The sequence below is a fragment of the Mesobacillus sp. genome (genome assembly GCF_047739415.1).
In the GTDB taxonomy this organism is placed as follows: domain Bacteria; phylum Bacillota; class Bacilli; order Bacillales; family Cytobacillaceae; genus Mesobacillus.
On record NZ_JBIQOE010000123.1, the window covers coordinates 1 to 12,377 of the forward strand.

The following is a 12,377-nucleotide window of genomic DNA, read 5'->3' on the forward strand; positions in this document are numbered from 1 at the left end:
TTCTTCCTTTCCAGAGCGAATATCAACCGAGAAGACTACCTGATCCGGAATCACATTGGCTCCATTCGGATAAACATTCAAACGACCGGTGGTGATGACCGTTCCTTCCCCTTCTTCTTCAGCAAGATCTGGCAAACGACCGATAATATTAGACGCAGCGACCAGTGCGTCGGCGCGGCGATCCATCGGTGTGGTTCCTGCATGCCCTGCCTGCCCTTTAACGGTTACTTCCAGCTGAGTCAGTCCAACAATTGCCTCTACGACTCCTATAGGAATCTTTTTTTCTTCTAAAATAGGACCTTGTTCGATATGTAACTCAAGGAAAGCCTTTATCGTTTTCATATCTCTCTTTTTCGGAAGTGATGGGTCAAGTCCGATTTCACCCATTGCTTCGACTGTAGAGACACCGTTATGGTCCCTTAGGTTCTGAAAATCCTCCTCACCCAGCAAGCCGACCATTCCACGGGAACCCATAAGGCCTCCGCCAAACCTTGCTCCTTCTTCTTCAACCAATGCAACAACTTCGAGAGGATACTTGGGCGTTAAGTTGTTTTTGGCAAAGAGTGCTGCTACCTCAAGAGCGGCAACAACTCCGGCTGGACCATCATAGGAGCCGCCGTGAGGGACGGAGTCAAAATGCGACCCGACCATCACGCTCGGTGCGTCCTTCAGGGTTCCCTCCAGTTTGCCAAAAATATTACCGAATCCATCTTCTCTAACCTGGAGGCCATACTCTCTCATTTTTTCTTTTATATAATTGCGAGTCTTTAGATCCTCCTGGCTGTATGTCAGCCTTGTCGTCCCTTTTCCGGGAGTCGCTGTGTACTCACTGATTTGATTAATATGCTGTTCAATTCGTTCCTTTAACTCTACCAATCTCATTCCCCTCTTTTCTTACAAGAATCCTACGAAGATACCGGCAAGTACAACCGATACGATCGTGACGGTCACAAAGCCGCCCACAAGCATTGGTGGAAGCATATGGCTTGTCAAGGCTTCTCTTTCTTTTTCATCCTCAGTCAAAGAATTGATGACTTCATTGGTGATAATATAATCTGCCGGGAAACCATAAAGTGCTGTCAATGATACAGCAAAGGCCATTTCTTTGCTCACCTTTAAAATCTTGCCGACGATAAATGAGAAGATGTACATTCCTGTGATACCAAGGACAATCGCACCAAGCAGCGGAACAATGATCTCAAGAAGCATTCCTGGTGTAGCCTGCTTTAATCCATCGAAAATGAATAACATCAGGACAAGAATCGCAATCCCAAATCCATTGGCCTTCTGCAGTGCTTGCTTTTCAAGGAATCCTACGCTTGTTGCTATGACTCCAAATAATAATGCAAGTACGAACGGGCTTACTGAGACGACTGGAGCCAGCAACGTAGATGTTAGGTAAGCCAGATAAGCGACAAGTGATAGCCTGAAAAACTTAAAGAATTCCGTATTATATTTTTCAGGAAGGTTTTTAAAAAGCTTTAATTCAACAGGTTGCGCAGCGGCCTCTACAGTTGCAGCAACTTCATTTGCTGCTAGGCTGCCCTCGCGATATTGCTTTAAGAGTCTCTTTCCTTCTTTTTTCAGAACGAGTGAGGTTAATGGGTAACCCGCGAAACCCTGCATGACATAAATAACAATCGCGAATACCGACAGTGTTGCAAGGCCTGCTTCCTTTGCTCCTTCAGACATGATCAAGGCGGAAACGACTCCACCAACTAAAGGTGGTACGGCAACAACCATTGTCTGGAATCCAAAGATGAGAGTACCAACACTCAATAGTACAGTTACAATTCCTAAAATACCTGATAACGCAATGACGATGGTTTTCCATTGATTTTTTAATTCTTGGATCGACAGCAATGTTCCCATATTTGTTATTAACAAATACATCATCATAACAGCCACTGCCGATGGCACACCAGCAAGGGCAACGATTTCCTTAGGGAAAAACGTCCAATAACCAATCAGAAATAGTACAGCTGAGACAAACATGGACGGAATCCATGCTTTCGTCCTAACAGCAACTAAATCACCCACTAGTAAAATGAATACAACAATAACCAAAGCTAACATCTGTGACATCATGAATCCCTCCATTTTCTTTTTTACTTAAACGCTTCGCTTTGCGAAAGAAAAAAAGTATTAGGATGATAATAATATAGATATAATATTCAGTCAATTATAAATTTTATAATTTTAAAAAGAAAGCGTTTTCTCAACCTTTTTGGTTCTTATTACCTAGTAAATAAAAAGGCGAACCACTATAAAAGTGGCTCGCCAGTTGAATTTATATTTTTAGTCAGGATTTTTTGTTTTCAGGGAAACAGCCAGTGGCTTTTTATCCAAACAGTATTCCAATAGAACGATTTTGCCTTCAAGTTCAAGGTGCTTAGCCAGGGCGATCACTTCTTCCCCTTCTTCAGTTGAGGACACAGACGAAATTCTTAAGTTGCCATCACTATTCTGGATTTGATCAAATAGCTCTTCTTTTGACATTTTCACTTTCGCCTTCATCTTTATCACCCCTTCTTAGGTATTACCTTTCTTTACCCAGGGCTGATACAGGTGATTCCAGGAAATAAAAACCATTCATGGATAAATGAACCTTGCTGGCAGGTTATTGGTTACCTATAATTTTAGTTTTTCATCTTTTTAGGGCTTCAAGTACGCTTATTGGTTACCAACAATTCTAGTTTCAGCATTTTTAGAGCACCAATCAGGCTTATTGGTTACCTATAATTCAAGTTTTGGCGTTTTTTGGACACCCATCATGTTTATTGGTTACCTATTATTCTAGTTTCGGGATCTTTTAGGGCACCAATGACGCTTATTGGATACCTATAAATCTAGTTTTTGGTCTGGTTCCCATAATAGCCAATTTCAATGTTAAAAGGGCACCATTACCCCTTAACAGTTACAAATCATCAAGACATTCCCGTCTGGATCCTTGAAGTTGAAGTAGGCAAAATCGCCAATTCGCTCAATTTCTTTAGTGATTGTAGATCCATTTGACTTAACAAAGGTATAGGCTTCATCAACATCATCTACTAGAAAGTTAAATAACACATGGTCGGAGGGCTTCAAATTAAAACCTGGGTCGAAGGTGTGATCGTCCAGGGTTAATCCTGTTTCAGATGTAACTGGGATGTTATGGACTGGTGATTCTACCTTTTCGGCATCAAATGGGATTCCCAGCAGGTTATAGTACCATTCTGCAGATTTTTTCAAATTGCTCACGTGGATAAAGACATTGTTTACTTTATTGTAAAGTGGTGATTTCAAAGTTTCTCCTCCTAAAAAGTTAATACTCCAATGGGTTGTCTCCATACCTTTCCCATAAGCCGGGAAACTTCTTTTTCAAACCTTCTTCATCATCCTCATCCCAGTCGAATTCTATATCAGGAGGAATCGTTTGGTCTCCAGTCAGTTGTGCATATAAATCATAGTAATCGTCGTATTCCAACCCTGTCTTCTCTTCATAAGCAATACTTGCTGCACTCAACAAGTCCTCGAGCTGAGGGACATCCTCTTCATCCTCCAGTTTTTTTAAATAGGGGATGATCTTCTCTGGATCATTTAAAACTTCTTCATAAGTATCCTTTCCCTGGAATACCAGCCAGGCCCTAAAATAATCAAAGGAATCATCTGAGGCTCCTCCCATGATGATATAGGCCGCGGCCCACAAGTCAGAAGTGTATGAGTTCTGATAATTCTGATTGAAAAAGTAATCGAACATCACAATATCTTTGACGGGTTTCTTCGATAAATGGCTAACCAGCCACTCGATTTGTTCCTCAGGGTCTTCCCCTTTTTGCTTGGCAGTCTTAAGAATCTCCCAAAATACAATTTCAGACATCGAGCCTTCCTTCATTACCTGATCGACAGGGTTAGCCGGAGTGTAACCTTTCTTCAATTTCGATTTAATCAATTTGTCAGCATCCTTTTGGCAGGCTTCTTCAGAATCAAAACTTTTTACTTTTATAGCACCTACGGTTCCAATTTTTCCATAGGTAATACTATAACTCTTTCCGGACACATTAATTTTCCAGAATTTATTAGAAGAACCATCTTTATAAATGAGCGTTGTCTCCATCACATTCTCACTCCTGCTGTCTTATTTCCGGTTAGGATGTTTCCTGTCCAGGATGTCGTCTTTGTCCAAACCAGCATCTTTTGTTACCGAAAATTCATCTTTGTTGTAACTGAATTTATCTCTTTTAAACAATCGCTCTATTTCCATTTCAAGCTCCTCTAGTAACGGAAACGTAGACGAATGCCCAAGGCTTTTCAACACATGACTGTAATACCATTCCTGTTGGTCTCTTCCGCGATTGAACCTGCTCCATACTACCTCGCCTAATTGTACGACGTCCTGGCGAATTGACCTGACATTATGCAGTTTGTCCGCACAAGCGACCACGCGGATTTCTTCTGAAGCAGTTTTCAAAAACTCAATCGTGTGCTCTTTTCTCTCTTCCCAGGAAAGAGACTTGTCCGGCTCTGAGCAACCTTCAACAATTCTTACTACCTCAATTCCAAACTCCCGCTCGATATCTTCCATTGTTATATCCGTATCTTCAACTGTGTCATGCAGAATTCCGGCCGCTACCATTTCCTCGCTGTATCCCGCTTTTTGCAAAATCATCCCCACTGCCACGGGGTGGGCAATATACGGGATTTTTGTATTTTTACGATATTGCCCTTCATGTGCCATTGAAGCAATTTGCAATGCTTTATCGATTAAATCCATCTTGATCTGCCTCCAGTTTTTCAGATACTTATTACTTCTTTAGTGGATCAATAAATCCTTCCTTAGGAAAATGGCAAACTTGATTATTTTCCGCAAAATATTCTGCTATATTTAGTATATAAACCATTTGGAGGCTGACATGACCAAACTGACAGACCACTTAATCGTCATTTCCTTTGACTGTCTTTCTGAGCATGATGTTCCTTTGCTCAGGGAGATGCCAAATCTTAAGACTTTTATAGAAAATAGTTCTTTCTGTACACAGGTGGAAACGATTTATCCTTCTGTTACATACCCTTGCCATGCGACAATCGTGACCGGTAATTTCCCTAATCGGCACGGTATTGTCAACAATACATTTATCCAGCCTGGCAGAATCTCACCAGACTGGTATTGGCACCGCCGCCATGTTAAAGGGACAACCCTCTACGATGAGGCAAAAAAGGCGGGCATGAAAACTGCCGCTCTATTATGGCCAGTAACAGCAAAAGCCGATATTGACTACAACATGCCTGAAATTTTTGCGAACAGGCCCTGGCACCACCAGATTCCTGTTTCGCTTTCCAATGGGAGTCTTCGATACCAGCTAGAAATGAACTCTAAATTCGGCCATATCAGAAATGGCCTGAGCCAGCCAGAGCTCGATGACTTCGTTTTGGAAGCAACAGTTGAAACAATAAAAACGAGGAAGCCGGAGTTGATGCTGATCCATTTCGTCGATCTTGACTCCCAGCGCCATATGCACGGATTTTCATCAGGAGAAGTTATAGCTGCACTTCACCGGCATGACAAGAGACTTGGCAGAATCATGAATGCACTCAAAGAGGCCGGTATAGCTAAGAATTCAACCGTGGCCATTCTTGGTGATCACAGTGCACTAGATGAGTCTAAAGTGGTGAAATTGAACGTATTATTTAAAGAACGAGGACTTATCCAAACCAATGCTTCAGGCAAACTGACCGACTGGAAAGCCTATTGCAAGAGTTGTGACGGATCAGCCTATATCTATGTAAATAATCAAAACGATGATGCTGCGAAAAATCTAGTTACAGATATATTAGCTGATCTTTTACAGGACGAAAGCAATGGCATTGAAGCAGCAATCACTGGTGCTGAAGCAAACGCAAAAGGAGCTGATGGAACAGCGTTCAGGATGCTGGAAGCTGCCAGAGGATATTACTTTAGCGAGGCAATAGACGGTGACTACATTGAAGAAGTGACCGAACAGGATGCCAGGACGAAAAAGTACACTTTTGCCTGTCATGGATACTCCCCTGAAAAAGAAGGTTATCACACTGTTTTCTTCGCAGCTGGAAAAGGCATTCGTCCAGGAATCTCCATCAAGTCTATGCACCTTGTAGACGAAGGCCCAACCTTTGCCCGCCTGCTTGGTCTTGACCTCGGCGATACAGATGGCTCTATTCTCGAAGGTATTTTGGATATTTAGCACTAGGAAAGAAGGTCTTTCGTGGGCTTGAAGCGAATTATATTATCAGTTGGCAGAGAGATTATATCGGTTAAGACCGTTTTACACGCTTGGGATAGCTTTATTTTAGGTTGAGAGAAGTTTTATTACCGGTTGGGACACTTTTATTTCCGGTTGCAGCAGTTTTATTACCGGTTGGAACACTTTTATTTCCGGTTGGGACACTTTTATAAATGATGAGTAGGTATGGATCACTTTATAGACAAAAATACGATCTTATTGGGGGCAAAAGGATGAAAGGTTTTACGAAGGAAGAGAGCAGCTGGATTCGTTATGACTGGGCCAGCTCGGCTTATTCGATTATCATTTCGACGGCTGTGTTCCCGCTTTTTTATAAAGCTTCCGCAACTGAGGCGGGTGTGAGCCTTTCCAATTCAACCGCCTATTTGGGTTATACGATCGCAATCGCCACCTTCATTCTGGCATTGATCGGCCCGATATTGGGAACCATTGCGGACTATCAAGGAATGAAGAAACGATTCTTCACCATTTTCTTTACATTAGGTATCACCTTTACTGCAGGTCTTGCCTTCGTGCCGAGCGGAAACTGGCTGATGCTGCTTGTAGTCTACACTCTTGCCGTGCTCGGATCGACAGGTTCCAATGTTTTCTATGATGCCTTTATCGTTGATGTGACGACGGATAAACGGTTGGACAGAGTTTCAGCTCGCGGATATGGGATGGGTTACATCGGAAGTACGATTCCATTCATCATCAGTATCGCAATCATTATTTTAGCCCAGACAAAGGTCTTGCCAATTTCTATGACTCTGGCAAGTCAGACAGCTTTTATTATTACCGCCATCTGGTGGGGACTTTTCTCCATCCCTATGTTTAAAAATGTGCATCAAAAGCATTACATCGAGCGAGAACCGCAACTGGTGCTGCAAAGCTTTAGGCGTTTAGGAAAAACCTTTAAGGAAATCCGTAAATACAGGGCATTATTTTTATTCTTATTAGCTTATTTCTTTTATATTGACGGTGTAGGAACGATCATTACGATGTCTACAGCCTATGGAACCGATTTAGGCATCAGCTCTACTAACCTATTAATCATCCTTTTCGCTACCCAGGTAGTGGCCTGGCCGTTCGCGATTCTATTCGGAAAATTATCCGAGCGTTTTACCGGTAAAAAAATGCTTTATGTCGGAATTACCGTTTATATCTTTGTTTGTATTTACGCATACTTCCTGGAAACAACGACTGACTTCTGGATCCTGGCAATGCTTGTTGCTACGTCCCAGGGCGGTATCCAGGCATTAAGCCGATCTTATTTTGCAAAATTGGTGCCAAAAGCGAATGCCAATGAGTTCTTCGGTTTCTATAACATCTTCGGCAAGTTCGCTTCAATCATGGGGCCGCTTATGGTCGGTCTAACAGCACAGCTTACTGGTAATTCGAGCATGGGAGTTTTCAGCCTCGTCATCCTTTTCGTTATTGGAATGATCATTCTCGCCTTTGTTCCAGAACCAGAACAACAGCCTCAAGCACCTGAAATTGTCTAATCACCAGCCTCTGGGAAACCAGAGGCTTTTTTGAAAAATGAATGGAGGTTTTCTAGAAGTCTATGAAAAAACTAAAGCTTTCCTTAATGATCATTGGCAGCCTACTTCTTGTTTTCATCATTGTCACCATGTTCAATGCCCTCACCTTGGAATCCCGCCAGCCATCACCCAAACAATCTAATGCCACCATTAAAGAAGACCATGCAATCAATACTCTATCGAAAGCGATTCAATTTAAGACTATTTCCTACCAGGACCGCAGCAAAATGGACTTGGTTGAATACGACCGTTTCATTTCCTTTTTAAAAGAAAGCTTTCCTATCGTACATGAAGAGCTTGAGCTTGAAAAAGTGAATGGCCATTCGCTTGTCTATATATGGAAAGGATCAGACTCTACGAAACTGCCAATTGGATTGACAAGCCATTACGATGTTGTTCCCGTTCTTGAAGGCACGGAGGAAAACTGGGAGCAAGACCCTTTCAGTGGGGCAGTCGCAGACGGAAAAATTTGGGGACGCGGTACACTGGATGACAAAATCGGTGTGATTGGAATTCTTGAAGCTGCAGAACACCTGCTCAAAGAAAATTATCAGCCTGCCCGCGACATCTATCTGATGTTCGGACATGATGAAGAAATCGGCGGTGAAGAAGGAGCCGCAATGATTGTAAGCACGCTAAATGACAGAGGAATCAAGTTTGATTTCGTTTTAGATGAAGGAGGAGCCATCGTCGAGAACATGGTACCTGGTGTCAATCAACCTGTCGGCGTTGTCGGTGTTTCTGAAAAAGGTTCTGCGACTGCAGAGCTGTCAATCGAAGGAAGCGGCGGCCATTCCTCACAGCCAAAAGACCGGACCAATATCGGCAGGATTGCCAGCGCTATCGCCAAACTGGAAGAAACCCAGTTCCCTGCAGACCTGAAAGGACCTGGTGAGGATCTATTTGAGTTTGTAGCACCAGAAATGAGCTTTGGCATGAAATATGTCTTTGCTAACAAGTTCATTTTCGAACCGGTCATAGAAAAAATCTTGCTCCAGCAACCTGCCTCTTCTGCGCTGATCAGGACAACGATCGCACCAACGATCTTCCAAGCCGGCGAGCAGTATAACGCCCTTCCAGAAAAAGCTTCGGCAATCATCAATCTGCGCCTCATGCCAGGGGATTCCTTGGAAGAAGTAAAGGATTATATCGAAAAAACGATCGATGACGAGGATATCAAAGTGACACTTAAAGGCTCAGAGGCTTCTGGAGTTTCTGATGTAAACAGCTGGCATTTCAAAACGATACAGCAAAGCGCAAAAAATGTCTATGATGAAGCAGTCATCGCACCCTATCTTATGTTTGCCGGCTCTGATGCAAAGCATTACGATAGTATTGCCGAAAATACCTATAGGTTTCTCCCTGTCCAGTTGACTTCTGAAGATCTGAATCGCATGCATGGAACGAATGAGCATATTAGTATTGTGAACTACATGAAGGCGATTAGTTTTTATATGGAAGTTATTAGAGAAGCTGATAAGGAACAATAGAGTAGATTTTTAATGTATTGGGCGGAGATTATTTTACTTTAATAAAGCTCGCCCAATTTTTTTTGTTATTTAAAATTACCGTAATCCTGGGTGAACTCCCTTTTTGGGCATTTAAAAAGCTCAGGACCGCCTGAGCTTTTAACGAGGTGAAACTTGTGAAATTATACTGGCTGTCAATCTTCTTTTTATTCATCATCTGGTTTACTGTATCGACAATCACCTTCTCAGAACCACCAATGTGGTGGTCAATTTTCTCGGCAAATCGCTCCACCCATACCTCATTAATTGAGCATAGTTCTATAATTAAAGTAACCCTTGTCATACCAGTTTCCCTGGGCATATGGTCTGTGTTAAAAAAAAGATAGCAGAAATAAGCAACCTAATATCAGTATAGAAAGTTATTCTGGAGAAATTCTACTAATTTATCATGTCCATAATATTACAGTGAAATATCCTCCTTCTCCTCTCATACAGTACTATCAAATTTTTTAGTTTTTTCTTAAAAAGTGGCGAAATTTGTCGATATGACAAAGTAGAGATTTTTAGTTTTGCTGCGAAAGGAATACTTTAGATGAAAATCAACCTTCGAGCCTATATGGCTCTATTTTTTAGTGTTATTATCATTGCGCTAACGATGCTACTGAGCATAACGATTAGCAAGCATTCAAGTGAAACAATAAAAAGAGAGATTGGTAACAGCTTGTCTTCTACTGCTTTTCATATGGCAGATAAACTAGATTCGTTTATGTGGTCACGAATCGGGGAAGTTGAGGTCCTAAGTCAAATAGAGGATATTAAATCTCATGAGGATCTGCAGTCAGCTCAGGTATTGCTGGATCAGTTAAAATCCAGTATTCCCGTATTTTCTTGGATTGGCCTGACTGATTCAGCTGGGACTGTGGTCGCAGCATCAGACAAAATTCTGGTAGGCTCTGATATTTCACAGCGCCCTGTTTATCAGGAAGGTAAAAAAGGAACTTTCATTGGCGATGTTCATAGCGCGGTTCTTCTTGCAAACCTGCTGCCGAATCCAACAGGAGAACCGATGCAATTCGTTGACATCAGCAAAGCTTTAACAGATGAAAACGGAAAATTCACTGGTGTTTTGGCTACACATCTCAGTTGGGAATGGTCGCGGCAAGTACAGGATGAAATTGTACAACCTTTAAAGGATGAATTGAGTGGAGCGGAAGTTTTTGTGGTGAGTGGTTTGGACAGCACCGTCCTCCTTGGACCAGAAGGTATGACTGGGAAAGTCCTTGATGTTGAGAGTGTTCATAAGGCAAGGAAGGGTGCCAACAGCTGGCACGTAGAAGAGTGGCCGGACGGAAAAAATTATCTGACAGGCTTTGCGGTCAGTGACGGGCATGATGATTATTCTGGCCTGGGATGGACGGTCATTGTCCGAATCCCTGAAGAGAACGCTTTCGCTCCTGTTGAACAATTAAAAACTTTCATAATCAAACTTGGTACAGTAACTGCTGTTGTCTTTGCCATTATTGGCTGGCTTCTTGCCGGTTTCATAACCAATCCTTTACGAAAGATATCAAGAGCTGCTCATAGTTTAACAATCGGCAAAGAGAGCACCATCCCTTTAATAAAAGGTATCCAAGATCTTGAAATCCTATCCAGTTCTTTAAGGGATTTAGTTGATACATTAGTACGGACAGAATCCAATTTGGGCAAAATGGAAAACCTGGCCCATCATGATCTCTTGACTGGTCTTGGAAACCGTGTCGCGCTTGATCAATTTATCAAACAGGCCAAAACTTTGGGGAATTCATTATCATTTTTGTATTTGGATTTGGATGGATTTAAAAAAATCAACGATAGGTATGGACATCAAACGGGAGACCTGCTTCTAAAGGAAGTAGCCAGCAGGTTGAAAGAAAATACACAAAATGATGATACTGTCTTCAGACTTGGTGGTGACGAATTTCTTGTCGTCGTGAGTAGTCCGACTGAATCCAAGAAACACGTGCTTACCGCAATAGCGAACAAGTTGATTACGGACATAAACACCCCTTATGATATAGCTGAATTAAAGCTTCATATCGGATGCAGTGTTGGTGGTGCAGTATGGCCCGATCATGATATCGATCCTTCCACCGTCATAAGTTACGCTGACGAGGCACTATATGTTTCAAAACGAGCTGGCAAAAATCAGTTTACCTTCCATACACCAAACCAACAAAAACAAATGCCAGGAGCGTAATCTCCTGGCATTTTTTATAACAATTTTACCTCCCATAAAAAGGGCATTTATTTTTGCGGAATATTCGATTTAAGGAATTTTACCAATTCATCATAATCATAAGTTTTCAGTGAGATCCCCTTATTGTCCAGTACAACATATGCTGGTTCTTTATCAATCCCTGCAGTAGATAGCGAATCTTGAGCTACTTCTAATGACTTTGGATGATAAATCATATGAATTTTTGATTCATCAATACCTTCGTTTGCAAGCCTGGTGCCATCAACTTGTTCATCACCGACGATGTACAAGCCATAAATGCCTTCTTTATCGGAAATCAGGCCTTTTAACTGATGTTCTTCTTCACTGCAGCCGTATAAAAAAGCGAAAATAGCTATTGCCAGTACAATTATTTTCTTTTTCATTACGGACCTCCTGAAGATTAGTATTAACGGAAATACGTATCAATAGCGAGCAAGGTTTCAACTAATGGCTAATTAAGATTTATTTAAAATTCTTCTCCTCTTCTCTCTAAAAACTCCTCCAGCCATTCATAATCCACCGGGCCATTGGTGATTTCATATTGATACATATCATTTAATAGAACATCCCTTTCGATTAAGGAAGGCATTGTAACTCGGTCGTCTTCATATTCCAATTGGAATTGGAATTGTTCATCTGGATATTCTGAAACAAAATCGCGGTCGCCGATTTTTTTCACTTTATATTGATTTAGAAAACTAATCAACTCCTGAATTGATTGATCATCAGTTAATTGCCGATTATATGCTGCCTTCTCATCCATTATTGGAAGCTGATTGTAATAGATTCTTTCAATTTTACTTGTATCTAGCAAATCCGCTAAATTCTTTTCACGATAATCGGCCCATCTGGTAACACCATATAAAAG

At 41.7% G+C, this 12,377-nt stretch carries 12 protein-coding genes and 1 pseudogene; 4 read left to right on the plus strand and 9 right to left on the minus strand.

What is annotated here, in order from left to right:
- The 6 genes from ACH0QE_RS09825 to ACH0QE_RS09850 form a co-directional block, all read right to left on the minus strand.
- A partial coding sequence (locus tag ACH0QE_RS09825; RefSeq protein ID WP_415800518.1) for a Zn-dependent hydrolase occupies positions 1–882 on the minus strand: 882 nt, incomplete at its 3' end.
- 12 nt (positions 883–894) lie between these two features.
- Positions 895–2,085 carry a hypothetical protein gene (locus tag ACH0QE_RS09830; protein ID WP_415800529.1) on the minus strand — a complete coding sequence of 397 codons (1,191 nt, stop codon included), beginning with the start codon at positions 2,083–2,085 and terminating at the stop codon, positions 895–897.
- 213 nt (positions 2,086–2,298) lie between these two features.
- A complete protein-coding gene (locus tag ACH0QE_RS09835) occupies positions 2,299–2,517 on the minus strand; it encodes a hypothetical protein (protein WP_415800519.1) in 219 nt (72 codons plus the stop codon).
- A 393-nt stretch (positions 2,518–2,910) separates the two neighbouring features.
- Positions 2,911–3,285, minus strand: coding sequence for a VOC family protein (locus ACH0QE_RS09840; protein WP_415800520.1), 375 nt, complete (start codon positions 3,283–3,285; stop codon positions 2,911–2,913).
- Between the two features lie 19 nt (positions 3,286–3,304).
- Complete coding sequence (locus ACH0QE_RS09845) at positions 3,305–4,096, minus strand: DUF4240 domain-containing protein (protein ID WP_415800521.1); 792 nt, start codon at positions 4,094–4,096, stop codon at positions 3,305–3,307.
- A 21-nt stretch (positions 4,097–4,117) separates the two neighbouring features.
- Complete coding sequence (locus tag ACH0QE_RS09850) at positions 4,118–4,753, minus strand: HD domain-containing protein (protein ID WP_415800522.1); 636 nt, start codon at positions 4,751–4,753, stop codon at positions 4,118–4,120.
- Positions 4,754–4,892: 139 nt separating this feature from the next.
- Between ACH0QE_RS09850 and ACH0QE_RS09855 the strand changes: the two genes are divergently transcribed.
- The 3 genes from ACH0QE_RS09855 to ACH0QE_RS09865 all read left to right on the plus strand — a co-directional run bounded on the left by ACH0QE_RS09855 (position 4,893) and on the right by ACH0QE_RS09865 (position 9,273).
- On the plus strand, positions 4,893–6,200 hold the full coding sequence (locus ACH0QE_RS09855) for an alkaline phosphatase family protein (RefSeq protein ID WP_415800523.1): 1,308 nt from the start codon (positions 4,893–4,895) through the stop codon (positions 6,198–6,200).
- A gap of 272 nt (positions 6,201–6,472) precedes the next feature.
- Positions 6,473–7,744 (plus strand): MFS transporter, encoded by a 1,272-nt coding sequence (locus tag ACH0QE_RS09860; RefSeq protein ID WP_415800524.1) that lies wholly within the window; start codon positions 6,473–6,475, stop codon positions 7,742–7,744.
- 62 nt (positions 7,745–7,806) lie between these two features.
- A complete protein-coding gene (locus tag ACH0QE_RS09865) occupies positions 7,807–9,273 on the plus strand; it encodes a M20 family peptidase (protein WP_415800525.1) in 1,467 nt (488 codons plus the stop codon).
- A 28-nt stretch (positions 9,274–9,301) separates the two neighbouring features.
- Here the strand turns inward: ACH0QE_RS09865 and ACH0QE_RS09870 are convergent, their stop codons facing one another.
- Positions 9,302–9,595 (minus strand): hypothetical protein, encoded by a 294-nt coding sequence (locus ACH0QE_RS09870; protein ID WP_415800526.1) that lies wholly within the window; start codon positions 9,593–9,595, stop codon positions 9,302–9,304.
- A gap of 249 nt (positions 9,596–9,844) precedes the next feature.
- On the opposite strand from ACH0QE_RS09870, the gene ACH0QE_RS09875 reads away from it, so the two are divergent.
- Positions 9,845–11,488, plus strand: coding sequence for a diguanylate cyclase domain-containing protein (locus ACH0QE_RS09875; RefSeq protein ID WP_415800527.1), 1,644 nt, complete (start codon positions 9,845–9,847; stop codon positions 11,486–11,488).
- Positions 11,489–11,535: 47 nt separating this feature from the next.
- Here ACH0QE_RS09875 and ACH0QE_RS09880 read toward each other — a convergent pair whose 3' ends face one another.
- Together ACH0QE_RS09880 and ACH0QE_RS09885 are read right to left on the minus strand one after the other, a co-directional pair.
- On the minus strand, positions 11,536–11,892 hold the full coding sequence (locus tag ACH0QE_RS09880; protein ID WP_415800528.1) for a hypothetical protein: 357 nt from the start codon (positions 11,890–11,892) through the stop codon (positions 11,536–11,538).
- 83 nt (positions 11,893–11,975) lie between these two features.
- Positions 11,976–12,377, minus strand: a pseudogene (locus tag ACH0QE_RS09885) (hypothetical protein); the annotation flags it as partial.